We start from the raw sequence: 26,217 nt of genomic DNA on the forward strand, positions 1-26,217 counted from the left end.
TCTTTTATGATTTAATATTTCCTTAAAAATAGCAGTATTTGTAATTTTGTTATATATGAATGAACAAATTATCAATAAACTCGCAACTTTAGCAGAATCAGCTAAATATGATGTTTCTTGTTCCTCAAGTGGAGTTGGAAGAAAGAGTAAAGTCGGAGGTATAGGCTCAACTTCATCTTCAGGAATTTGTCATACATTTACTGAAGATGGACGATGTGTTTCCTTATTAAAAATTATGATGACCAATTATTGCATGTACGATTGTGCATACTGCATTAGTCGTAAAAGCAATGATATAAAAAGAGCTTCGTTTAGCGTTAAGGAATTGGTGGAATTAACCCTAGAATTTTATAAAAGGAATTACATAGAAGGCTTATTCTTAAGTTCAGGAGTGGTTAAAAGTCCGGATCATACAATGGAAAGAATGGTGCGGGTAATTAAAGAACTCCGAACGGTTCATAAATATAATGGATATATCCATATGAAAAGCATCCCTGGCGCCAGTAAAGAATTAGTTACACAAGCCGGATTATATGCAGACAGGCTCAGCGTAAATATTGAAATACCCACAGAAAAAAATCTCAAATTTTTAGCTCCCGAAAAAGACCATAAAAGTGTCTTTGCACCTATGAAGTACATTCAAAACGGGGTATTAGAATATAAAGAAGAAAAGAAAAAATATAAATCTACTCCTAAATTCACCCCTGCCGGGCAGAGTACACAAATGATTATTGGAGCAACTAATGAAACCGATCAAGATATATTGAAAGTTTCTTCACTTTTATATATGCAATCAAGCATGAGAAGAGTGTATTATTCGGGATTCATACCGGTCAATCCTTACGACAATAGACTTCCTGCTTTACAACAAGCGCCTCTAGTAAGAGAAAATCGATTATATCAGGCGGATTGGTTAATGAGATTTTATCATTTCACGGCTGATGAAATAATTGATGATACAAACCCAAACCTTGATTTGGAAGTAGATCCAAAATTATCCTGGGCTCTTCGTCATCCCGAAATGTTTCCTGTTGATGTAAATACAGCAGAATACAGGCAAATAGTACGAGTGCCCGGCATCGGAATTAAATCGGCTAAATTGATTATAGCTTCCCGTAAGTTTGGTAAATTAGATAGGTATCAATTAAAAAAAATAGGTGTTATCATAAAAAGAGCCCAATATTTTATTACTTGTAGAAATTCGTCAGGAACAACAATTAATGAAATAAAGCCTGAATTCGTAAAAAAAATACTTGTAAACAAAAAACATACATCCCAAAACACCAATCAAATATCTTTGATTTTCCCTTAAAAAAGCTATTAAAATTATGATAGTATTCTCTTACGATAAATCGTTGGATGGACTTTTATGTGTAATTTATGAAGCATATGAAAGAAAAATTTTTCCTGAACTATTAATTCAATCGGGAGAAATACCCCCTTTGTTCGTTGATCAATTACTTGAAATACAAACACGAGATAAAATAGTTAGTAAAACTTGGGCATATTTAGAGAAAAAGATGTCTAAAGAATCTCTCAATATGATGCAAGCTGTATGGTTGTCAGAGCAAGACGATAGAGATTGGCTATTATATAAATTTATTAAAAAAGCCATTGATACAAAATTTACTGGACATACTGATTTTGGGGATGAAGTCATTATTAACATTCATAATCTGGCTAAAAAAGTATACAAAGAAGGCTATAATTGGAAACAATTTGTAAGATTTAAAAAGTCGAAAGACGGAATTTTTTTTGCTCCCGTATATCCAATTTATAATAGTTTACCATTGGCGATTCCTCATTTTAAAGATCGATTTTCTTCACAGTCTTGGATTATTTATGATTTAAACCGCAATTATGGATTTTATTATGATGGAAAAGTAGTGATTGAAATGACTTTGGAAAGCGATAATGAATATTTTAATTCAGATCAACCCAACGAAAAATTATTAGATTCAAAAGAAATTTTATTTCAAGAATCGTGGAAAAAATACTTTCAAGCTTTATCAATAAAAGAGAGAATTAATTTGAAACTACAAAAACAACATATGCCTAAAAGATATTGGAAATATCTCACAGAAATGCAATAAATATAAAAAGGTATTTGAACTCTAATTTCTTAGGTCATCTATTTTGAAGAATAACTCATATATTCAATTTCGTTTCAAAAAATGTAAACAAGTTTTTAAGACACATGAAAAATTACGTAATACATACGGAATTTTAAACCTGGCAAAAGTGGTATAAGTCATAAGTTAATTTTCAAAAATTATCAATCCTATTTATATCATATTGAATTATTAAGAAATAAAAATCTTTTATAAATAAAAAACTACCTGCAAAGCAGGTAGTTTTTATAGTGTAATTAAAAATTATTTTATGAAAAAATTAGAAATTATATGAAAGTTGAAGTTTAAAATTTCTAGGATCGATTTGATTAATATAACCTCCTCTATAATATGAAGTATAACCAATTTTATCGAATATATTATTAAAGAAGAATTTCAAACCAACTTTTTTATACGTATATCCCAATTGAGCATTAACAGTTGTATAATCCGGCATGTTGAAAGGTTTAATGCCCGGTGTTGAACCGTGTCCATCTGCTCTTAAGTTTGAACTGTAGTCATTAATTGGGCGATCTCCCACATAATAAACACCTACACCCAAAACAAGATTTTTTAATGTTCCTCGATTAAATAAATATTGTACCCATCCGTTAGCGGTAGAATATGGAGCATTCATTGGTCTGGAACCGTTTACATAAGCAACACTGTTTTTATATTGAACATCCGAATAAGAATATCCTAAAATTACTTGTAAATTTTCTAAAATATGCCCGTTTGCCTCAATTTCAATACCGTTTCTACGTAAATCACCTGCTTTAGAGTAAAAGCCTGTTCCCACTCCATTTTCGTATATCTGATATGAAATATCATTATTTTTAATAAAGTAATAGGTTACATTGAAATCCAATTTTTTATTAAACCAATCAGATTTAACTCCAACTTCAAATTGGTTAGTAACTGAAGATCCAATAGTCCCTCCATCTTTGGTAGGATTACTTGCTGAACGCAAATTGGTTGTAGTAGCATAATTACCAAAAAGACTTATATTTTTTACCGGACTAACCATGATTCCTACAAAAGGATCCCATGCTTCATTAGCAGCTCCTATATTGGGTTTTTTAGCATCTTGACTATAACGTAATCCAACATTGGCTCTTATATATTCATTGATTTCCACAGCATCTTGAATCATAATACCATAAACTTCAGATTCGCTGGAGCTGGTAGAAGCTATGGCATCAAAAGATGATTTATTGATTCCCTTAGGTAATACATTAGGTATTTTGTCAAATATATTAATAATATCAACTTCAATGGATCTGTCAATAAGAGGCAATCCGGTTTTTGGATCTAAGATAACTTTTCCGTCTTTATCTTTTCTGTATTTTCCGTGAGTGGTAGAATTCGTATTATTGATCTTATAATCAAATCCTGTTTGAAAAGTATGTTTAACTTTACCGGTATATAAATTTTTTCCAATTAAATCAATCTGAATCACTTTGTTTTTATCTTCACTTTCGGACCAAGTTAGAGTTCTTGTACGTCTTAAAAAATCCGAAATTTTTTGTCCTTTTGCTTCTACATTAAAGGTATATGGACTAGCTATGGAACCTAATCCATAAGTTTCTTCGTTGTTTATTGATGCCGCATATAAGGCACGTAAACTTAATACTTCATTTAATTTTCGTACAATTTTGGCGCTATAGGTTGTAGTCCTAGTATTTTGATTATCCGTTGCCCAGCCAAAAAATTTATGCGTAGCATCTAATAAATTATTTTTATCGGCATCAGTTGAATTTACAGTACCTCTGTCGGGAGTTATATTGTTATTAATATAATCCATTTCCAATGTAACAGTCGTTCTATCATCCGGTCTCCATTCAAAAGAAGGATTTATATAAACTCTATTATTGTCAACTCTTGGTTTATAGCTGTCCGCTCTTTGATATGCACCATTTAAACGAAATGCAGCAGTACCTTTTTTGTCCAAAATGGTTTGATAATCAAAAGTTGGTCGAAATAACCCCCAGCTTCCGGTTTCAATAGCAACATTTCCTCCGGTTAAAAATAATGGAGTCTTGGTAACTACATTAATTACACCTCCCGGACTTCCTAATCCGTTACCAATACCTTGAGTTATAGCCGCTGATCCACGTAAAACTTGGATGCTTGATACCCCTTGCATATCAGTCAAAAGAGAAGCAGAACGAAAATCGGAATCAACCTGAACTCCGTTTTTCAATACAGGAGTTCCACGATATCCCCTGATAGACATACTTTCCGAAGACCCCCCATAAGTACCGAATAAATTAACCCCCGGAACATTTCTAACTGCATCGGTTATAGTAAGTGCACCCTGTTCGTTAATAATTTCACTGGAAATTACGGATATATTTTGTGGTAATTCTCTCGGAGCAACCGGCAAACGAGTAATCATGTCTAAACCATGTATTTGTTTAGTTCCGTATATAGTAACATCATCAATATCTCCTTTACCGTATAATGTTATATTAATTTCTTTTACCTCATCAGGATTGAGAATAAAGGATTCGTTATAATCATTGAATTTAGGAGAAGAAATGGTCAAATTATGAAATCCATCACTTAATCCCGATATTTCAAAAAAACCGGTTTGATTGTCGATCTCAGAAATTTTTTCACCGTCAATGTAGAAAGTTGCTTTTTTTATCGGTTTGTCTTCTACATCAAATAAATATCCTTTGATCCCTGATGTATATTGCGCTATTAGAAGCTGCCCTAAACATAAAAGAACAAAAGCTATGTATGTTTTTTTCATAATAATTTTTATTTTTGGGCAAATATAATTTTAATTTAGACCAATTACAAATAAAAAAGGTGTTTTTATATTATCTTTTTTTATAAACAGTTGAAATATAATAAGATATGTGTTTTTGAACGATTTTTTAATATGAATAAAATAAGGACTAATTAGGTGATGTTTACAGGTTTAAATAGAGATCAACTCTAAAAAATATATTAACTTTGCAATCTAAATTAAAAAGTATAATAAATTAGAAAGGATGAGTTTACCTATAGATTATGTTCCGGTACTTATACAGGTTGCAGTTGCTTTGGGTTTCAGTGTGATAGCACTGGTCGGTTCAGCAATGTTAGGTTCGAGAGTACACGGTAAAGTTAAGGATGATACCTTTGAATGCGGGATTGCTTATGAAGGTGATGCCCGTTCGCCTTTTTCAGTTAAATATTTTTTAACAGCAATATTATTTGTACTATTTGATATTGAGATTATTTTCTTTTATCCTTATGCGTTGAACATCAGAGATTTTGGAGTTGAAGGCTTTTTAGCAGTATTAACCTTTATCTCGGTTTTTCTTTTAGGATTCGTATATGTAGTTAAAAAAGGAGCGTTAGATTGGGAAAAATAGGAATAAAATATCTATTTTAAATATTTTTTAAAAAAGACATGGCAGAAAAAAAAGTTAAGATTGTTGATGCTCCTGAAGGAGTAAGTGGGCCCGGATATTTTGCCGGAAGTTTTGATAAAATTATAGGATTGGCAAGGTCATATTCTTTATGGCCGTTACCGTTTGCTACCTCTTGTTGCGGAATTGAGTTTATGGCTATACAAGCTGCCAATTATGATTTATCGCGTTTTGGAGCAGAAAATATGTGTTTTTCGCCAAGACAGGCAGACCTTTTAATGGTTTGCGGAACGATATCCAAAAAATTAGCTCCGGTTTTAAAACGTGTATACACTCAAATGGCAGAACCAAAATGGGTAATGGCTGTCGGAGCTTGTGCTTCCAGCGGTGGAATTTTTGATACCTATTCTGTATTGCAAGGAATAGATAAAGTTATACCTGTTGATGTATACGTACCCGGTTGTCCTCCAAGACCCGAACAAATTATAGAAGGTTTTATGCAGATACAAGAAATAGCTAGAAATGAAAGCTTACGAAGAAGAGAATCTGCTGAATATAAAGAGTTGTTAAAATCCTATGAAATATCGTAATCATGGAAGGAAAAATTATAGATAATCAATTGGTATTACAACTCATATCAGATGAGTTTGGTGATGGTATTATAAGGGCATACGAGCCGGATGGAATTTTAACCATTGAAATAAAAAAAGATATTGTACTTTCCTTACTAACATTTATTAAAAATCATGAGATAAAAATTGATTTTTTAACTGATGTGTGCGGAATACATTATCCCAATAATAAAGGATCGGAATTAGGAGTTATTTACCATCTACATAGTTTCATAAACAACTTTAGAATACGAATTAAAGCATTCTTTTCTATTGAGAATCCTGAAATTGATTCGGTTACCTCAATTTATTCTGCAGCTAACTGGCAGGAAAGAGAGACTTTTGATTTTTACGGAATAGTATTTAAAGGACATCCTAATTTAACAAGGATTTTAAACAGGGATGATATGGACTATCATCCGCTTTTAAAACAATATACGCTGGAAGATACTACCCGTACGGATAAGAATGATGCCATGTTCGGCAGATAATTAGTAAATTAAAAAAGTTAGAATTAAAAAATGTCTAAACAAAAAAATATAAGTGATTTGGTCGATTTATCCAATACGGTGGACAAATACATTGTGAAGGAACAAGTCGATGGAGAATTACAAAAAATAAATTTAGGACCAACACACCCATCTACCCATGGTATTTTTGAAAATAAAATATTAATGGATGGGGAAAGGATTGTTTCAGCAAAATCAACCGTTGGATATATTCACCGTGCATTTGAAAAAATCTCTGAAAGAAGAACATATTCACAAATAACCACCTTAACCGATAGACTTAATTATTGCTCTTCTCCTATAAATAATATGGGATGGCATATGACCATGGAAAAATTTTTGGGCGTGAAAGTATCCAAAAAGATTGATTATATGCGTATCATTATTATGGAGTTGGCAAGAATTGCGGACCATTTGGTTTGCGATTCAGTAATGGGAGTTGATACAGGTGCTTTAACCGGATTTACTTATGTATTTCAGGATAGAGAAAAGATATATGACCTATATGAACAGGTTTGCGGAGCTCGAATGACTACTAATATTGGAAGAATTGGAGGGTTTGAGCGTGATTTTAGTCCAAAATTCCATCAATTAATTAAAGAATTTATTGCAGAATTTCCAAAAAGATTGGAAGAATTCGCTAAATTATTGGAAAGAAACCGAATCTTTATGGATCGTACGATCGGGGTAGGAGGTATTTCAGCTGAAAGAGCTTTGAATTATGGATTTACCGGTCCAAACTTACGTGCAGCAGGGGTAGACTATGATGTGAGAGTCATGAGCCCTTATTCTTCTTATGATGACTTTGATTTTATTATTCCTATTGGGACTTCAGGAGATGCTTACGATCGTTTCATGGTTCGTTTGCAAGAAATGAGGGAAAGTTTCAAATTGGTTAAAAATGCTTATGAAAATTTACCTGAAGGAAATTATCATGTAGAGGTTCCCGAATATTATCTACCGGATAAGCCGGATGTTTATACCAGTATGGAAGCTCTTATCTATCATTTTAAAATTATCATGGGAGAAACAGATATTCCTACCGGTGAAGTTTTTCATTCAGTTGAAGGAGGAAATGGTGAATTAGGATTTTATATGGTTAGTGACGGAGGAAGAAGTCCTTATAGATTACATTTTAGAAGACCTTGCTTTATTTACTACCAAGCCTATCCGGAATTGATCAAAGACCAAATGCTGTCTGATGCTATTATTACGTTAGGAAGTTTAAACGTGATTGCGGGTGAACTTGATGCGTAAAAGTTACTCAACACAAAATTAAATTAATATAAAACTCTCATTATTGAGAGTTTTTTCATTTTGAAATAGTTGACATTATAATTTAATGTTTTATAATTATATTCTTTATTATTGCTCTAAGATACTTTGTTAATAAAAAATAATAACATTATATATTATAATTTTTATTGAATTATGGCTTAATAGATAATAATTGTTGTTTTTTATGTGTTAATAATAATGTGGTTTACATTAATTGTATATTATAATATAAATATCATATAATTATTATATATATTTCAATATGGGACAAAATTATTTATTTTTAGTTTAAATTTAATAATTTTGCGGGGTATATAGCGTGTAAGCATATTTTATGAAATCAACCTTCCCCTACAAATTTTTTAATTGGAGTATTATAATATTATTTTTAGCAACTTTATTTCCCTTATTACTTTTAAGTTTTTATTCAGAACCGATCCTTGATGATTATGTATATGCCATTAAACTTTTATCGAGATCTTTTTTTGACGTACAAGTTTATGAATATATGTATTGGGGTAGTAGGTATACAGCGACCGGAATATTAATTACTAATCCAATCTATTTTGGATGGTTTGGGGGATATCATGTACTTTCATTCTTAATGATATTTTTATTTGTCTTGGGATCATATTTTATGTTTTATCAGATTTCAAGAAATAAAAAAATCACAGTGGTTTTAATGGCTACATTTTGCTTTACCTATTTTTTTATGTTACCGGATATAACCTCGGCTTTTTACTGGTTGGCGGGTTCAGCTACTTATAATTTAGGTAACATTCTTTCTTTATTTTTTATAGGAAGCATAATAAAGGCAAAAAAATGCGATAATTATTTTTATAAGATCATTGTTTTTGTATTAGTATTTTTAATTATTGGATGCAATGAAATATCCATGATCTATATAGATGTTTTTATTTTCCTATTGTTCGTCTATTCATATTTTAATAATAAGAAAATCGATGTATTATATTTGTCATTGTTTATTTTTGCGGGGGCATTAACATTGCTCATTTTTGCATCGCCCGGAAACCAACTCAGGTCTTCATCAACAATTGCTCATCATTTGTCTTTGTCTCAATGTATTTTAAAAACTATAAAAAAGTCAATAACGATCATTGTAAGATATTTCATATTAGTTTTTATAATTCAACTTTTAGTATTATTTAATATAAGGGAATGGCTAAAAAAAAGAAATTTTTCATATTTAAAACATTCCATAGCATTTTTTATATTTCTTTTACTAGCTGTTTTATTTTTAGGTTCTTTTCCAAGTTTATGGTCCGTTGGTTTTTTTCCGCCTTTGCGAACGGTAAATGTGATTTTCTTTGAAATGTTAATCTTCTCCATGATTATAGCACATAAAATAGTTATAATGCCGTATTTCGATACTATTAATATTTCACCCTATTTTTTAGTAGTAATCTTATTTGTAACTATTTTTAGTTATGTATTTGCTGTTCAAGATAAGAAAGTTTATGATTTAACAAATAATCTATATCATTCTTATAAAGACATAGTAAGCGGTGATATGATAAAATATAAAAAAGAAATGGAGGAAAGGTATGAATTTATACGCAATTCTAAAGAAGATACAATCTATGTTAAGCCTATTAAGATTAAACCAGAAACTATTTTTAGAAGCGATTTAAAGGAAACTAATGACCATTTTTATAACAAAAATATGGCAAATTTCTTTGGTAAAAGTGCAATAATACTTAGAAAATAAAAATTCTTAAAATGGTGGATAATCAAAAATGAATTTTCATGTAATTTATAAACAGCGTTCGATATAATTCATTATTTTCATCAAGAGGTACAAACTTATAAATAATCATATGTTCAGAATCTAATTTATATAAATAAAAGCTATCTTGAATCGGGTTATATTGAGAATTTATACATTTTTTTAAAAATTTATCCGTTTTATTTTTCGGAAAAGTTATTTCGGATGGTTCAGAAACAGATTCAGTAGTTAGAATTCCACTTTTTTTATTTAAGTTAAAACATCCTGTATATGTACTTGTAGAAGATACAGGCTTTTTTATAAATAAATGAGTAAAATAGTTGAACTCTAATGTTTCATTAATTTCATATTTTTCCCATTCTTCGAAATTTTTTCCCGAAAAATCCGATACAGATTTTAAAATCCAGGCTCCGTGTAAATCTTTTATTTTAAATTTTTTCTGAGTTCTTTTTTTTAAATATTGTAAAACATCTTCACGTACCTCATAATTAAATTGATCGGGATTAGCTTCCATTTCAAAGACTGTCCCTGAAGCAAGATCCTTAAAACTTCTTTTAATATATTTTCCGCTGGTATCTTTTTTTATTTCAAACAGTACAGTAACATTTTCTTGATCTATTTCCATTTGGGAATAGCTATAAACGCTCCACAAAAGAAAAAATATTAAAATAACTTTCATAAATAATATGATTTTAAATTACAACTGCAGTGCCACAGATCGAAACCATCAACATACTGCCTTTAGCTCCTAAGGCTTCATAATCAAAATGAATACCGATTACAGCGTTAGCTCCTAAAAGAATTGCTTTTTCTTCCAATTCTTTCAATGCGGTTTGTTTAGCTTCAACCAATACTTTTTCATAAGCGTTAGATCGGCCACCGAAAAAATCTGTAAGATTAGCCTTAAAATCCTTAATAAAATTAGCACCAATTATAGTTTCTCCGGTTACAATTCCTTTGTACTCTTTGATTGAAGATCCTTCAATAGAGTTAGTTGTAGTTAAAATCATTGATTGTTAAATTTAAATGATAAAAGTAAATATAAAGATATTCTTATAATTTGAATACATAGTCACTTAAATTACCAATTTATACGTATGAAGTTTAGGTCAAATTTCTAGCCTAATGAGATAAGTTAATTGTTAAATTAATGACAATTAGTTATGATTACAATAGATCTATTTTAATTAAATACGTTTTTAAATAAAAAGACTAATATAATTGATTTTATATAGTATTACCCTTATTTTTGATGTTTATATAAATAAAGTATTTATGAAAGCACCGGTAGCAAAAAAAATTCCTAAAAAATTAATTACGCATAACGATATTCGAATTGATAATTATTATTGGCTTAACGATAGAGAAAACCCTGAAGTAATAAAATATTTGGAGGAAGAAAATGCTTATACAAAAGAGCAGATGAAATCTACCGATTTATTGCAAAAAAAATTATTTGAGGAAATGAAATCCAGGATAAAAGAAGATGATGAGTCCGTTCCCTATAAATTCAATCAATATTGGTATACCACCAAATACATAAAAGGAGGAGAATATCCTCTCTATATAAGAAAAAAAGACTCTTTAGAAGCCAAAGAAGAAATCATGTTTGATGTCAATGAGATGGCCAAAGGACATAAATTTTACCAAATTGGAAGTGTTAGCGTTAGTCCGGATAATACCATGGCTTGTTATTCAGTTGATACAGTGAGTCGAAGAATATATACCATTCAAATAAAAAATTTGGTAACCGGCGAAATACTTTCCGATGAATTAAAAGATACCACAGGAAATGTAGTGTGGGCCAATGATAACCGAACCATTTTTTATTCTGTACAAGATCCTAAAACTTTACGTTCATCTAAAATATATAAACATATTTTAGGAACTTCTCAAAAGGAAGACCTATTGGTCTTTGAAGAACATGACGAAACATTTAATGTCTATGTCACCAAAACTAAATCCTTACAATATATTGTAATAGCCTCCGGAAGTACCTTAACAGATGAATATAGATTTATTCCTGCCGATCATCCCGAAGATAAATGGAAAATATTTCAAGAAAGGATTAGGGGATTGGAATATTCCTTTGATCATTATGAAGGATTTTTTTATATCCTTACGAACAAAGACGGGGCAACTAATTTTAAATTAATGAAGACCCCAATAACAGATACTTCAATTGAAAATTGGATTGAAGTAATACCACACAATGAGGAAATTTTATTGGAGGGTTTTGAGCTATTTAAAAATTATTTAGTAACCGAAGAACGAGAAAGAGGGTTGACTCATATAAAAATTAAGAGTTGGGATAATTCAATTAATTATGAGATACCTTTCGAAGAAGAAGTTTATACAGTAGGAACTTCTGTAAACAGAGATTTCGATACAGATATTATCAGATATCGTTATACTTCAATGACCACCCCATGGAGCGATATTGATTTTAATATGCGCACCAAAGAAAAAAAGGTTTTAAAAGAGCAAGAAGTATTGGGTAATTTTAATAAAGATAACTATGTTACTAAAAGAATTTGGGCTCAAGCACGAGACGGAGTACAAATCCCTTTATCTTTAGTAATGAAGAAAGACACTCAGCCATCTAAAAATACCCCTTTGTTATTGTATGCTTATGGATCCTATGGATATTCAATGGATGCAACATTTAGCTCCATACGGTTATCCTTGTTAGATCGAGGCTTTATATATGTAATTGCCCACGTGAGAGGAGGAGAAGACTTAGGAAGGCCTTGGTATGAAAATGGAAAAATGTTAAAAAAGAAAAATACATTTTTCGATTTTATAGACTGTGCTGAATATTTAATCAAAAAAAAATATACATCGTCTAATCATTTATATGCCAATGGAGGTAGTGCCGGTGGATTATTAATAGGAGCAGTTATTAACCATGCCCCCAAACTATTTCATGGAGTAGTGGCAGATGTACCTTTTGTAGATGTAGTTACAACTATGTTAGATGACAGTATTCCTTTAACGACGGGAGAATACGATGAATGGGGTAATCCGAATCAACTAGAATACTATAATTACATGAAATCGTATTCACCCTATGATAATGTTGAAAATAAAGAATATCCCAATATGTTGGTAACAACCGGCTTACATGATTCTCAAGTACAATACTGGGAACCGGCCAAGTGGGTGGCTAAACTTAGGGATATGAAAACAGATTCTAACCTTTTATTACTTCAAACTAATATGGATGCAGGACATGGAGGATCTAGCGGACGTTTTGAATCCTTAAAAGAAGTAGCCTTAGAATATGCCTTTTATTTATATTTAGAAAATAAATTAAACTAGTAAATGACTTTAGGAAATTTGAAAAATGATTTAATTATTTTTTAAATTTCCTTACCTAATTCCAATATAATTTTTTATACATATTTATATGTTGGCGCGTGGTAAATATAAGTTTACTTATAGGTAGAAAATAAATAATTTTTTGGATTTTACTAATATGAAAATAATTGCAAATTGAAGAAATAAGTCGAGGTAATTTAGTGTTTTCTTTCAATAACGTATTTAAGCATCAATTCCAATGAATCTCTATTTTCATTTTTTGGAAAATTAACTAAAATATCGAGCGCTTTTTGCTTATACTCATTCATCTTATCAATCGTATAATTAATCCCCCCGTTTTCCTTTACAAATTTGATTATTTCAGCAACTCTTTTTTTATCTTTATTGTGATTTTTAATGGAATTTATCAACCATTTTTTATTTTCTTTACTTGCGTTGTTAAGCACATAAATTAATGGAAGTGTCATTTTCCTTTCTTGAATATCAATACCGACCGGTTTCCCGATTAAATTAGTACTTGTATAATCAAACAAATCATCTTTTATTTGAAATGCAATTCCGGTATATTCTCCAAAAAGGCGAAGTTTTTCAGCATTTTCATCCGAAGCATAGGTAGAACGTGCTCCCGATTCACAACAGGCAGATATTAAAACAGCTGTTTTTTGGCGTATAATTTCAAAATAGACCTCTTCCGTAATATCAAGTTTTCTACTTTTTTCCAATTGCAGTAGTTCTCCCTCAGACATTTCTCGTATAGTTCTGGAAATAATAGATAATAAATCAAAATCTTGATTATCAGTAGCTAATAATACACTTTTAGATAGAAGATAATCGCCCACTAAAACAGCAATTTTATTTTTCCATAAAGCATTGATTGAAAAAAAACCTCGTCTCATGTAGCTTTCATCTACTACATCGTCATGAACAAGTGTGGCTGTATGGATAAGTTCGATTAATGAAGCTGCTCGATATGTTTTATCCGTTACAGTACCGGTAAGCTTAGCTGTTAAAAAAACAAACATGGGACGCATTTGCTTACCTTTTCTTCTAACTATAAACTGGGTGATTCTATCCAATAATGGAACTTTACTTTTCATGGATTCATAGAACCTTTTTTCGAAAAGCTTCATTTCATCTGCTATTGGAATTTTAATTTGTTCAGTAACTTTGGACATTAGGTTTCAAAAATAATCAAATTTTACATATTTTAATTTGAAACTTCCATTTTATTTTATAAAGAAGAGGTAAAAAGATAATTAAAATAAAGGTTATATACTAAAAATAAGTTAATAACAAAATAAAGAGTATAAACATAAAAAGAATTATTATCTTTGTTGCTTGAGAAGATATATAATATTGCAGAGGATAATGCAACAAAATGACTTTATTTCACGTTTAAAGCAATTATGCAATTACGTGAAATAATATTAAATTAAAATGAAAAAAGTTTTCTTACTGGTTATTCTGATTTGTACTTGTTGTTTAATGCATATAAAAGCTCAACGTAATGAAGTAGGAATATCTATTGGAAGAGCCAATATAATTGGTGATATAGGTAAAACCGATTATATTGAAATATTCCCTATGGATAGGTATAGAATTCCAATTTCATTAGGAGTACTTTATAGGTATAATTTAGATAATAGACAAAGTTTACGTTTAAATTTAATTTATAACAGAGTCTATTTTGACGATGAGAAAGCAAGTGAAGATTATAGATTTAAAAGAAAAATATCAGGAAGTAATACCATTTTTGAAACTTCAGTTTTATTTGAATATTATTTCTTTGATATCAATGATATAAAATATTCAGGTTCTTCTCCATATATATTTGCCGGAGTAGGCGGGTATGGTTTTTATGACAGGAAATATACAATCAATCATACGAGAGCTAAAGATTATAATGGTTCTTACAGGAATCCTTTAAATTTTCAGGATTTTGTAACAGAAGAAAATTATAAGAAATCTATGAAATTCGATTTTAATATTCCTTTTGGCGTGGGATATAAATTTAAAATTAAATACGATTGGTTATTATCTCTTGAAATAGGAGCAAGATATACATTCCAGGATAATCTTGATTATAGTTCTATAAAAAACAAAAATATAACTATAAACATAGATCCTCAATTAAACAATATAAGTACTGTAGACCCTAAGCTTAAGGATGAGATAAATAGAAGAAATGCTAAAATCATAGGAAAACATCAAACAGGTAATACATATAAAAGTAACGATTGGTATTTAATATGGGGGATAAATCTTACTTACACATTTGGAAGACCTCCATGTTATTGTTATTAAATTATAATTATTAATGTCTAAAAAAGATATATTTATAGAAGAAAATAAAATGCCTAAACACGTTGCCATTATTATGGATGGTAATGGAAGATGGGCTAAAAAAAGAGGTATGATTCGTAGTCTTGGCCATCAAAATGCTATTAAAGCAGTTCGAGAGGCGATTGAATTTTGTGATGATGCAAATATTCCCTATCTTACCTTATATGCTTTTTCAACAGAAAATTGGAATAGACCTATTTTAGAAGTGAATTCTTTGATGAGTCTATTGATTAACACTATAAAAAAAGAAACAAAAAAATTAAAAGAAAAAGGTATTAGAGTTAAAGTTATCGGCAATATTGATAAATTTCCAACTAACGTCCGAGAGGAATTAATCCTGCTTACCAAAGATACATGCAATAATCAAAGGGGCACATTGACATTGGCATTAAGTTATGGGGCTAAAAATGAAATTCTCGATGCTGCCAAAAAAATTGCTCTGGATTATTCAAATAACGAAATATCTTTGGAACAATTAAATGAAGATACCTTTAATCAATATTTATATACAAACGATCTACCGGATGTAGATCTTCTCATTAGAACGAGTGGAGAGCAAAGAATAAGTAATTTTTTACTTTGGCAAATAGCATATGCAGAATTATATTTTACAGATACATTATGGCCTGATTTTAATAAAGAAGAATTTTTAAAAGCATTAGATTTTTATCAGAGCAGAGAAAGAAGATTCGGGAAAATAAGTGAACAATTAAAAGTAAAGTAAAAGAAGTAAAAAGTGTACATGAAGAAATTATTAGCGGCCGTTTTATTCTCAGTAAACATATTTATATTTGGTCAGGTTGCAGACAGTGTTCAAATATCACCACAAGAACCAAAGGCTGATGTTCAAAAAGATATAGACCCTATTAAAAAAGACGATTCTGCTTTACGTATTAAAGAAATCAAAATTACCGGAACCGATAAATATTCTAAGAATCAAATCATGAGGTATACGGGGTTGTATGAAGGAGATTTTGTGGAAATACCGGGAATGCAAATTAACACGGCAGTCAAAAAACTTTGGGATTCTAAGCTTTTCGCTAACGTAGAAATTTTTTTAACTAAAGTAATCAACAATGAGGTGTACCTTCGTATAAATTTGGTAGCACTTCCGGATTTAGGTACTGTAAAATTTCATGGAATCAGTAAATCTAAAGGCGAAAAGTTAATAAAAGACAATGGTCTTAAAACAAAGGCTAAAATTACCGATGATCTGCGTTCTAAACTTCAAAACTCAATAAGAAATGAATATACAGATAAAGGATTTCCGGATGCCAAAGCAATAATAAAAGAATCGACCAATCCAACAGATCCTAACTTAGTCAATTGGAATGTAACTATAGATAAAGGTCCTAGAGTTAAAGTTAAAACAATTAAAATAGAAGGAACTAAAGTATTAAAAGCTTCAACCGTCAGATCACGAGCTTTCAAAAATACTAAACAAAAAAGATTTTATCGCTTTTGGAAGAAATCAAAATATGTTCCTGAAAAATACCTGGAAGATTTAAATAGAGTTGTTGAAACTTTTCAATCGTACGGTTTTAGAGATGCGAAAATAACTTCAGATACTGTACTCAGAGCTAATAAAAAGAATTTTGATATAGATGTTCATGTATCAGAAGGAAAAAGATATTATCTGGGAAATGTAACTTTCTCAGGAAATTCTGCATATTCTAGTGAGACACTTTCAAAAGTTATCGGATATAAAAAAGGAGAACCCTATGATGCAGTAGGTTTCAATAAAAAAGTATCAGGATCAGAAAAAAACGATGATATTTCAACACTATATTATAATAACGGGTATGTTTTTGCCAATGTAGTTCCCATTGAAAAAGCAGTTAGAAATGATACGATAGATATTGAAATTAAAATAAGAGAAGGAGAACAGGCTTATTGGGACAAAGTTACTTTCTCAGGAAATACCAAAACTCACGATCACGTGATCCAACGATCATTGAGCACAAGACCCGGAGATCTTTTCTCAAAAGAAGATATACAAAGAACCATTATGGAATTAGCCCAAATGGGATACTTTGAAGCACAGACTTTGCGCCCTGATATTACACCGAATGTTGAAACTCGTACGGTAGACGTTAATTATAAATTAGAAGAAAAGGGAACAAACAGTCAAATAGAATTACAAGGAGGTTATGGAGGAAATCGTTTTATTGGAACTTTAGGTTTAACTTTTGGTAATTTCTCATTTAATGATTTTTTCAAGAAAAAAGCTTGGAAACCTATTCCTTCCGGTGATGGACAAAGTATATCTTTAAGAGCCCAAGCAGGAAGTAATTATCAGAATTACAGCATTTCATTCACAGAACCATGGATTACAGGTAAAAGGCCTACTTCCATGACTGTTTCTCTTTACAGCACGATATTGAATTATAATAACTATTATGCAGAAGGAAGAAACAAACTAAATATATATGGAGGTCAAGTGGGATTAACCACTCGTTTAAATTGGCCGGATAATTATTTCAGGCTTTCCTATGGTATCAATTATCAATTATACTCTTTTAGAAATTATCCGTTTAATATAGCAGATGAAAATGCCTTAGGATATACAACATGGGATAATGGAGAAAGTAACAATTTCAGTTTTTATGCAAGTTTAGGTAGATATTCAGCAGGATTTGATCCTATATTCCCGACAATGGGTTCTGAATTTGAGCTTTCAGTGAAATTTACTCCCCCATATTCCGCATTTAACAATGAAGATTACAGCAAAAAAACCGATAAGGAAAAATACAAATGGCTGGAATATTATAAAATAAAGATGAAAGCCTATTGGTATCAGGAATTAGTAGGTAAATTTGTTTTAAAAGCAGGAGGAGAATTCGGATTTTTAAGTAATTATAATTCTAAAGTAGGAATTCCTCCTTTTGAAAGATTCTATTTAGGAGGAACCGGGCTATATGGAAATAGATTTGATGGTAGAGAAATTATCCCTTTACGTGGGTATAGAGATGCTACATCCTTCGGAGGAGTTTCCGGTGAAGACATTACCCCATTAGGAGGGGGTACTTCATATTCAAGGTTTATGTTGGAATTGCGTTATCCGGTATTATTAGGAGGAGCTACGAAAATTTACGCGTTAACATTTGCGGAAGGAGGAAATACTTGGAGCAATAATAAATCTTTTAATCCGTTTGAGCTAAAAAGATCTGCCGGTTTTGGTATTAGAATTTTTATGCCACAATTCGGAATGTTAGGTTTTGATTTTGCTAAAGGATTTGATTCAACCATTAATTCAAACAGTGCCAACGGATGGGAAACCCATTTCATATTTGGTCAACAATTTTAGATGATTTTTGCTTATATTGAATTATAATAATATATTTATAGCAAAATAAAGTTTATAAAAACTTGGTATGATTTTAGAAAAGCCTTATATATAGTTACCATGAAGAAAACATTGACATATGCTCTGCTCTTGCTTTTTAGTTTTGGCATTGCTCAAAAAATGGCTTACGTAGATACGCAGTATATTTTAAAACAATTGCCGCAATATCAACAATCAGAACAAAGACTTGACCATGAAGTTAAAAAATGGCAGGAAGAGATTGTTAACAGACAATCCATGTTAGAAAAACTTCGTATTGAGTATGAGAATGAAAAAGTTTTATTAACAGAGGATCAGCAAAAGTCAAGGTTGATGTCAATTGATAGCACAGATAAGGCGCTCCATGAATTTATTGAAAAAAAATTCGGATCAAAAGGAGAATCAGTCAATCTAAGAATTAATTTGGTTAAACCTATACAAGATCAAATTTGGAATGCAATAAATGCCATAGCTATAAAAGATAAATATAATTTAATCTTAGACAAATCGTCAGATTTAATTATGGTTTATACAGATTCCAAATATGACATCACAGATAAAGTGTTGAAACAATTAGGAATTGCAACCAAAAAGAAAGAGGATAAAAATGGTAAATCATCTTCTATGATATCCAATTCAGATGAAGTTGATGATAAAGAAGCTAAAATTAAAAATGCTAAGAATTCTGATGAAAATGCAATAGATAAAAAAGATAAAGAATCTACTAAAAAGCAACAAAAATCAGGATGGGGAAGAAAGTATGTTCCTAAAAACAAACAAACTAAAAAGGAACAGGTTCAAAAAGAAGAAGTAAATGAAGTTTCTTCTGAAAAAGTAGATGAAGTTTCAGAGGAAAAAAATATAAATAATGTAAAAAGTAAAGATTATCCTAAGGAGGAAGATGTACATGAAATAACTGCACCGGCTCCTAAGAATAAAGAAAGTAAAACAGTAAATAATAAAGAATCTAAAACTACCATTAAATCGCAACCAAAATCAGGATATGGTAGTAAGTATATACCTAAGAAAAAAACTCAAAATAATAATCAAACTAATGATAAAACAAGTAAATAATAAAATTAGAATAAAAATGAAGAAAATCACATTAGTATTCCTCTTAACTGCATTTGTTGGAGCTTTTCAATTAGTTAAAGCTCAAAATATAGCTCATGTTAATTCAATGGAATTATTAAGCCTGATGCCTGAAAAAAAAGCAGCTGATGATCAATTAAAAACATTAGCAGACCAAAAAAAGGCAGAAATTAAAAAACAAGAAGACAGTTTTTCTGCTAAGTATGAAAAAATTCAAAAAGATTTGCAAGGAAAATCACAAGCTGATCTTGAAAAAATGAAAGATCAACTTCAAAAATACGAAGAAGATTTCCAAAAAGATCAACAAAGTCTAGTAGCTTTAAGAGAAGAAGCAGCAAAAGCTTTAGATAAAAAACAAGCAGATTTATATGAGCCTATCATGAAAAAAGCACAAGATGCAATTGATAGTGTTGCTAAAGCTAAAGGTTACCTTTATGTTTTTGATACTTCTCAACCATCTCTTTTATATGCTGAAGGACCAAATATTCTAAATGATGTTAAAGCTAAATTAGGAATAAAATAAGAATTAAGATAGAACAAAATAAAAAGAGGCTATTAAGCCTCTTTTTTTTATTTATAAAAACAAAAAATTAGATTAAAACTTTAAATAAATGGTAAAAAATTTATGATGTAATAAAACCTTATATGATAATAATTTACCCAAGAAATTACACCTAAAGAATTTTAGGGTAAAAAATCGATAAGCCTTTCTAAAGCCATGGCGCGAGAACCTTTCAATAAAATATTTTGCGTTGGTAGGGTATGGCTTTTAAGATATTCTTTCATATCATTAGTTGAATGAAATTTTTGAACTCTGGTAGTCATCGTGTTGGTTGAATAAAAATTTTCACCAACTAAATAAATAAAATCAAAATTTAACTTTTCTGCAAGATTTACAATCTTTTGATGTTCTAAAACCGATTCGCTGCCCAATTCATACATATCTCCAATAATTATAGATTTAGTTCCTTTAAAATGAGAAAAATTTTCTAAGGATACTTCCATACTGCTCGGATTAGCATTATAGGTGTCTAATACTAAAACTACGTTTTCCTTTTCCACAACTTGTGAACGTTGATTTTGAGGGGTATAATTTTCAATCCCTTTTTTAATCTTATGCGTATCTATGCCAAAATAAAGCCCTAAGGAAAAAGCAGCGCAAATATTTGTAAAATTGTATTGACCGGTAAGTTGAGAATTAATTACAAGGTCTTTATATTGAATACTAACCCGATGGTTATTTCCTAATAAAGAGAAAGTATATGAGCCATGAGAACCGAAAGTTATTTTTTCTATTCCTTGACTCAAGGAAACTTGTAAAGGATCGTCGGTATTTATCAGAGCCGTTTTTTTATACTCTCTCAAGAAAGCATAAAGTTCTGATTTTCCTTTAATTACTCCTTCTTTGCCACCAAAGCCTTCTAAATGAGCTTTACCAAAATTTGTTATATAGCCAATAGTTGGTTGTGAAATACCGCTTAATAATTCAATTTCTTTACGATGATTGGCTCCCATTTCAATAATAGCAATTTCATGCTCAGTATTTATAGATAAGATGGTAAGCGGCACTCCAATATGGTTATTTAGATTGCCCTTTGTGTATAAAACATTAAATTTTTCACTTAAAACGGAAGCTATTAGTTCTTTAGAAGTAGTTTTACCATTACTTCCGGTTAAACCAATAACAGGAATGTTTATTTGATTTCTATGATATCTTGCTAAATTTTGTAAAGCAACTAAAGAATTTTCAAAATAGAAAATGCCTTTTTCAGGATTTGATACATCAATATCATCTACAACGGCAGCTAAAGCGCCATTCTTTATTGCTTGTTCAGCAAATCTATTTCCATCAAAATTATTTCCTTTTAAAGCAAAAAATAAATTGCCTTTTTTAATTTTTCTGGTGTCCGTTGCAATTCCTGAAGATTGCAAAAAAATGGAATATAATTCAATAATTGTCATATATAATCTTCCTAGTTTATTTTGAAATTTACTATACAAAAATAAATAATTGTTAGCTACATAGATCAATAATCAATCTTTAATAATTCAATCATATAAATATAGTCAGAACAAACAAAAGTTGTTTTTGATACATGTTTTATTTAAAAAAATCAAAAATTTCAAATAAATAAATTTATGAAGTTAAAGAACGGTTAATTAAATTGAAGTTAAATTTTCTAATTTGTAATGTAGGGATTAATTTTAAAATTAATGTGAAAGGAGATATAATAAAAAAACAGCTTACTAATAAGCTGTTTTAAATTTATTTAGTTTTTACAACTTTATAGAACCTTCATTTCGTATAAAACATTATTCATATTCCTTACCGCATCAGCTGAAGCTTTAAATTTAGCTTTTTCAGTATCATTGAGTTCCAATTCAACAATTTTTTCAATACCGTTTTTACCTAAAACTACAGGTACTCCAATACAAATATCGGTTTCACCATATTCACCGTCTAGGTAAACGGAACAAGGAATTACTTTTTTCTCGTCTCTAATAATGGATTCAACCACTGCAGCTCCGGCAGCTCCGGGAGCATACCATGCTGAAGTTCCTAATAGTTTAGTTAATGTAGCACCACCAACCATTGTATCAGAAGCAACTTTTTCTAATTTATCTGCAGATAATATTTTTGAAAAAGGTACCCCTTGGCAAGAAGCAAAACGAGTTAAAGGAATCATCGTTGTATCCCCGTGTCCCCCTATAACCGTAGCTTGAATATCGTTTTGAGAAGCTCCACTAGCTAAAGATAAGTAGGTTTTGAAACGAGATGAATCCAATGCTCCTCCCATACCAATAACTCTAGATTTAGGTAATCCTAAAGATTTAAGAGCTAAATAGGTCATAGTATCCATAGGATTCGAAATGATTACCAATATAGCTTCCGGAGAATATTTTAATATGTTAGTTGCAACGTCTTTAACAATTCCTGCATTAGTACCAATAAGATCTTCACGACTCATTCCCGGTTTTCTGGGAATACCTGAAGTAATCACGGCAACGTGAGATCCGGCAGTTTTAGAATAATCGTTAGTACTTCCCGTAATAGTAGTGTCAAATCCTAAAAGTGATGTGGTTTGTGTTAAATCTAAAGCTTTACCTTCGGCAAAACCTTCTTTTATATCAACGATTACTAGTTCGTCAACTATTTCTTTCCTTGCAATGTTATCAGCACAAGTAGCCCCTACGGCTCCGGCGCCTACTACAGTTACTTTCATATTTTTATACTTAATTTATTGTTAATAATCTTCTCAAAGGTATAATAAGTTTAATTATAATAAAATGTCGTTTATCATCTTTTAAAACATAACTCTTCAATTTTAAATTCACTATTTTTTTAATAAATTTGATAATTATTTTACATCCCACATACATGGAATATGAATTAACGGTAATAATACCGGTTTTTAATGAAGAAGATAATCTTGAACGAGTTAAAGAAGAAATGTTGGCATTTCTACATGCTGCTAAGAAAAAGTCAAAAGTACTTTTTGTTAACGACGGTTCTAAAGATTCAAGTCTTTCGGTAATTCAAAAAATTTGCAACGAGAATCAAGAATTCTTTTATATATCATTCGATAAAAATTATGGATTAAGTGCCGCAATAAAGGCCGGATTTGATTATGCCGATACACAATGGGTTGGATATATTGATGCAGATCTTCAAACATCTCCCATGGATTTCAACATTCTTTTAGATTATGCGGATCAATACCAATTGGTTACAGGAGTTCGATCCAACAGGAAAGACAGTAAAGTTAAGAATCTTTCATCGAAAATTGCGAATGGAATCCGACGTGCTTTTACTCATGACGGGATGGATGATACGGGGTGTCCTTTAAAAATTATTCAAACTGAATATGCGAAAAAAATTCCGATGTTTAAAGGATTGCATCGTTTTCTACCGGCAATGATATTACTTCAAAACGGGAAAATTAAACAACTTCCGGTTCAGCATTTCGAAAGAATAGCCGGTAAATCCAAATTTCATTTATGGAATCGTCTGATTGGACCTCTAAGTGATTGCTTTGCTTACATTTGGATGAAAAATAAATATATCAATTATAAAGTAGCTGAGAAAAAAATATGAAAAATATCTTAGCTGAGAATCTTTTTTTTAATGATCTATTTGCAAAGTATTTTACCTTAAGTTTAGGTTTTCTTGCACAAATACTTTTTTCAAGTAGAATGATAATTCAATGGATTTCAGCAGAAAAAAATAAAAAGGTTACTTCTGATCTCATCTTTTGGCAGGTAAGTCTTGTTGCTTCCTTCTTTTTATTCGTTTACGGATATTTAAGACATGATTTTTCAATTATGTTAGGGCAGTTGATAACTTATTACATTTACATTAGGAATATTCAGCTTCATGATGCCTGGATGAAATATCATGTAGTTTTTAGATATATTTTATATTTATTTCCTGTAGTGGCAATTATATTTAGCCTTTGGAACAGTGCTTTTGATTTACATAAACTTTTTAGCAGGGAAAATATACCCTTATGGTTACTTATATGGGGAAGCCTCGGACAAGTTTTGTTTACTATGCGATTTATCTATCAATGGATTTATTCGGAAAAAATTAAGAAATCTGAATTGCCTATGGGCTTTTGGATTTTAAGTCTTACCGGATCATTGATGATCTTTATTTATTCAATTATTAGAAAAGACCCTGTATTATTTGCCGGGCACATTATAGGAATTATTGTTTATACAAGAAACATAATTATCCTGAAGAAAAGTGATAGTTAAATAAAATAGTTAATAAAATATATTTGACTATTTTTCGATTATATAGTAATGAAAATTTTTTATTTAAAAATATCATTTTAAATAAAATAAAATATGCATGAAAAATAATAACACTAAGCATATAATAGTATTGTTTTGCACTTCTCTGATTATATTAGGGGTAAACTTAGGAGTCATGCCGGTTAATATAATGGAGGCACGAAACTTTATCACTGCAAGAGAAATGGTGCAAGACGGACATTGGTTTTTGACTACATTAAACGGTGAACCTAGGTATGAAAAACCACCTCTTCCAACTTGGATGACTGCTTTTTTTGGGTATTTATTCGGATTTCATTCGGTGGCAATTTTACGTATATCCGTAGTTCTTGTGACTATGCTCCTCGTATTTTATATCTATAAATTTTCACTGAAATTAGGGCTTACGGGGCAAACCGGTTTTCAAAACGGATTGATTCTATTAACTTCTTTTTATGTTTATTTTGCGGGTAGAGATAACCAATGGGATATTTATTGTCACAGTTTTATGATTGTTTCAATATTTTATCTATGGAATTTATTACGTTTGAAAAACGGTGCAATAAAAAATTCAATACTGGGAGGAATTTTTCTTGCCTTTTCCATGCTTAGTAAAGGTCCTGTTTCATTATATGCATTGATTCTTCCGTTTTTAATTTCTTATGGGTTTATTTACAAATTTAATTTTAAAAATAAAAAGATTTTAAAACCACTATGTATATATATACTTATTGGTCTTATAGGAGGCCTTTCTTGGTCGGCTTATGTACATTGGATGGATCCGGAACATTTGAATTCAATGGCAAAAAAAGAAACGGCCCGATGGATTAATGATTATAACTCCAAATCCTTTTTTTATTATTGGAGCTTTTTTACTCAATCCGGAGTATGGACGATATCTTCCTTAGTAGCTCTCTTTTATCCTTATATGAAAAATAAGGTTTCCAACCTTAAAGCCTATCAATTTACCTTACTGTGGACACTATTTTCCTTGCTTTTACTCAGTTTTATTCCGGAAAAAAAAGTACGGTATATTTTGCCCACCTTAATTCCCCTTGCTTTGAATACAGGATTCTATATAGAATTCATTCTTAAGGGAATTAAAAATAAAAAAGATTCTGTGTTGATTAAGATAAACTTTGGGTTATTAGGTTTAGTAGGAATTGTTTATCCTTTGGTAATATATTTATTTTTTAAAGAAAAAATTACGCGACAATCCGATTGGGCTTTATACTCATCCCTGGTTTTATTTATAGTAGGAATTAGTATTATGTATTTCCTTATTAAAAAATCTTGGCACCGTGTATTTAATTCAATTATACTATTACAATGTGTGGTTATCATTTTTGTTTTCCCTCTAGCCAAAAGTTTTTTGTATAATCCCAATTACAAATCTGTAAAAGATTTGCATAGATTTACTGCGAATAAAATGACCTTGTATGATTATAAATACATGTCACCCGAAATTGTTTGGGATTACGAAGATAAGATTCCATCTATTGACAAGGTAGGAATTAGAGATCAATTGGTATTAAAAAATAAAAATTATGTCGGAGTCCTTTGCTTTCAAAAAGATACGGAAAATTTAATTAAAGAATTAAGCTCAATTTATAACGTTAAAAAAGTTTCGTATGTTGATTTAAATACTGTGGCTCCTTCCGGCAAATCATACAAAGAGAGATTAGCTCGTGACTTCCTGATTATTTATAAAAAATCAAATTCAAATCAAGAATAAATGA

At 30.4% G+C, this 26,217-nt stretch carries 22 protein-coding genes; 16 read left to right on the forward strand and 6 right to left on the reverse strand.

Annotation, left to right across the window (positions count from 1 at the left end):
- Nucleotides 1-55: 55 nt before the first annotated feature.
- Both G8C41_RS00570 and G8C41_RS00575 read left to right on the forward strand, forming a co-directional pair.
- On the forward strand, nt 56-1,312 hold the full coding sequence (locus tag G8C41_RS00570) for a putative DNA modification/repair radical SAM protein (protein ID WP_166005790.1): 1,257 nt from the start codon (nt 56-58) through the stop codon (nt 1,310-1,312).
- 16 nt (nt 1,313-1,328) lie between these two features.
- A complete protein-coding gene (locus G8C41_RS00575) occupies nt 1,329-2,093 on the forward strand; it encodes a TIGR03915 family putative DNA repair protein (protein WP_166005791.1) in 765 nt (254 codons plus the stop codon).
- 298 nt (nt 2,094-2,391) lie between these two features.
- On the opposite strand, the gene G8C41_RS00580 is transcribed toward G8C41_RS00575, so the two are convergent.
- A complete protein-coding gene (locus tag G8C41_RS00580) occupies nt 2,392-4,869 on the reverse strand; it encodes a TonB-dependent siderophore receptor (protein ID WP_166005792.1) in 2,478 nt (825 codons plus the stop codon).
- Between the two features lie 244 nt (nt 4,870-5,113).
- Here G8C41_RS00580 and G8C41_RS00585 point away from each other — a divergent pair, with 244 nt between their 5' ends.
- From G8C41_RS00585 to G8C41_RS00605, 5 genes are all read left to right on the forward strand, one after another.
- Entirely contained in the window at nt 5,114-5,479 is a 366-nt protein-coding gene (locus G8C41_RS00585) for an NADH-quinone oxidoreductase subunit A (protein ID WP_105296712.1), read from the forward strand.
- 38 nt (nt 5,480-5,517) lie between these two features.
- Nucleotides 5,518-6,066, forward strand: coding sequence for an NADH-quinone oxidoreductase subunit B (locus G8C41_RS00590; protein WP_055424507.1), 549 nt, complete (start codon nt 5,518-5,520; stop codon nt 6,064-6,066).
- Nucleotides 6,067-6,083: 17 nt separating this feature from the next.
- Nucleotides 6,084-6,578 carry an NADH-quinone oxidoreductase subunit C gene (locus tag G8C41_RS00595; protein WP_105296884.1) on the forward strand — a complete coding sequence of 165 codons (495 nt, stop codon included), beginning with the start codon at nt 6,084-6,086 and terminating at the stop codon, nt 6,576-6,578.
- A gap of 30 nt (nt 6,579-6,608) precedes the next feature.
- Nucleotides 6,609-7,853, forward strand: coding sequence for an NADH-quinone oxidoreductase subunit D (locus G8C41_RS00600; protein ID WP_160541763.1), 1,245 nt, complete (start codon nt 6,609-6,611; stop codon nt 7,851-7,853).
- Between the two features lie 355 nt (nt 7,854-8,208).
- On the forward strand, nt 8,209-9,603 hold the full coding sequence (locus G8C41_RS00605; protein ID WP_166005793.1) for a DUF6056 family protein: 1,395 nt from the start codon (nt 8,209-8,211) through the stop codon (nt 9,601-9,603).
- 22 nt (nt 9,604-9,625) lie between these two features.
- Here G8C41_RS00605 and G8C41_RS00610 read toward each other — a convergent pair whose 3' ends face one another.
- Both G8C41_RS00610 and G8C41_RS00615 read right to left on the reverse strand, forming a co-directional pair.
- Complete coding sequence (locus G8C41_RS00610) at nt 9,626-10,300, reverse strand: hypothetical protein (protein ID WP_166005794.1); 675 nt, start codon at nt 10,298-10,300, stop codon at nt 9,626-9,628.
- A 13-nt stretch (nt 10,301-10,313) separates the two neighbouring features.
- On the reverse strand, nt 10,314-10,631 hold the full coding sequence (locus G8C41_RS00615) for a YbjQ family protein (protein ID WP_166005795.1): 318 nt from the start codon (nt 10,629-10,631) through the stop codon (nt 10,314-10,316).
- 265 nt (nt 10,632-10,896) lie between these two features.
- On the opposite strand from G8C41_RS00615, the gene G8C41_RS00620 reads away from it, so the two are divergent.
- Nucleotides 10,897-12,942 carry a S9 family peptidase gene (locus G8C41_RS00620; RefSeq protein WP_166005796.1) on the forward strand — a complete coding sequence of 682 codons (2,046 nt, stop codon included), beginning with the start codon at nt 10,897-10,899 and terminating at the stop codon, nt 12,940-12,942.
- Nucleotides 12,943-13,139: 197 nt separating this feature from the next.
- On the opposite strand, the gene G8C41_RS00625 is transcribed toward G8C41_RS00620, so the two are convergent.
- Entirely contained in the window at nt 13,140-14,117 is a 978-nt protein-coding gene (locus tag G8C41_RS00625) for a polyprenyl synthetase family protein (protein ID WP_105296706.1), read from the reverse strand.
- A gap of 262 nt (nt 14,118-14,379) precedes the next feature.
- On the opposite strand from G8C41_RS00625, the gene G8C41_RS00630 reads away from it, so the two are divergent.
- From G8C41_RS00630 to G8C41_RS00650, 5 genes are all read left to right on the forward strand, one after another.
- Nucleotides 14,380-15,246: a DUF6089 family protein gene (locus G8C41_RS00630; protein WP_160568992.1), complete on the forward strand. Its 867-nt coding sequence runs from the start codon at nt 14,380-14,382 to the stop codon at nt 15,244-15,246.
- Nucleotides 15,247-15,259: 13 nt separating this feature from the next.
- Entirely contained in the window at nt 15,260-16,009 is a 750-nt protein-coding gene (locus G8C41_RS00635; protein ID WP_160556989.1) for an isoprenyl transferase, read from the forward strand.
- Nucleotides 16,010-16,027: 18 nt separating this feature from the next.
- Nucleotides 16,028-18,592, forward strand: coding sequence for an outer membrane protein assembly factor BamA (gene bamA, locus G8C41_RS00640; RefSeq protein ID WP_160541770.1), 2,565 nt, complete (start codon nt 16,028-16,030; stop codon nt 18,590-18,592).
- A gap of 99 nt (nt 18,593-18,691) precedes the next feature.
- Nucleotides 18,692-19,684: an OmpH family outer membrane protein gene (locus tag G8C41_RS00645; protein ID WP_166005797.1), complete on the forward strand. Its 993-nt coding sequence runs from the start codon at nt 18,692-18,694 to the stop codon at nt 19,682-19,684.
- Between the two features lie 16 nt (nt 19,685-19,700).
- Complete coding sequence (locus tag G8C41_RS00650; RefSeq protein WP_158254198.1) at nt 19,701-20,225, forward strand: OmpH family outer membrane protein; 525 nt, start codon at nt 19,701-19,703, stop codon at nt 20,223-20,225.
- A 161-nt stretch (nt 20,226-20,386) separates the two neighbouring features.
- Here G8C41_RS00650 and G8C41_RS00655 read toward each other — a convergent pair whose 3' ends face one another.
- A complete protein-coding gene (locus G8C41_RS00655; protein ID WP_166005798.1) occupies nt 20,387-21,664 on the reverse strand; it encodes a UDP-N-acetylmuramoyl-tripeptide--D-alanyl-D-alanine ligase in 1,278 nt (425 codons plus the stop codon).
- 323 nt (nt 21,665-21,987) lie between these two features.
- Nucleotides 21,988-22,926, reverse strand: a complete 939-nt coding sequence (gene mdh, locus G8C41_RS00660; RefSeq protein WP_105296699.1) for a malate dehydrogenase — start codon at nt 22,924-22,926, stop codon at nt 21,988-21,990.
- A gap of 155 nt (nt 22,927-23,081) precedes the next feature.
- Between mdh and G8C41_RS00665 the strand changes: the two genes are divergently transcribed.
- From G8C41_RS00665 to G8C41_RS00675, 3 genes are all read left to right on the forward strand, one after another.
- Nucleotides 23,082-23,798, forward strand: coding sequence for a glycosyltransferase (locus G8C41_RS00665; protein WP_166005799.1), 717 nt, complete (start codon nt 23,082-23,084; stop codon nt 23,796-23,798).
- Nucleotides 23,795-24,460: a lipid-A-disaccharide synthase N-terminal domain-containing protein gene (locus G8C41_RS00670; protein ID WP_105296697.1), complete on the forward strand. Its 666-nt coding sequence runs from the start codon at nt 23,795-23,797 to the stop codon at nt 24,458-24,460. Before G8C41_RS00665 ends, G8C41_RS00670 begins: the two co-directional genes overlap by 4 nt.
- Before the next feature lie 97 nt (nt 24,461-24,557).
- Complete coding sequence (locus G8C41_RS00675) at nt 24,558-26,213, forward strand: ArnT family glycosyltransferase (RefSeq protein ID WP_166005800.1); 1,656 nt, start codon at nt 24,558-24,560, stop codon at nt 26,211-26,213.
- The last annotated feature ends 4 nt before the right edge of the window (nt 26,214-26,217 follow it).

It is taken from the genome of Apibacter sp. B3706, from assembly GCF_011082725.1.
In the GTDB taxonomy this organism is placed as follows: Bacteria; Bacteroidota; Bacteroidia; order Flavobacteriales; family Weeksellaceae; genus Apibacter.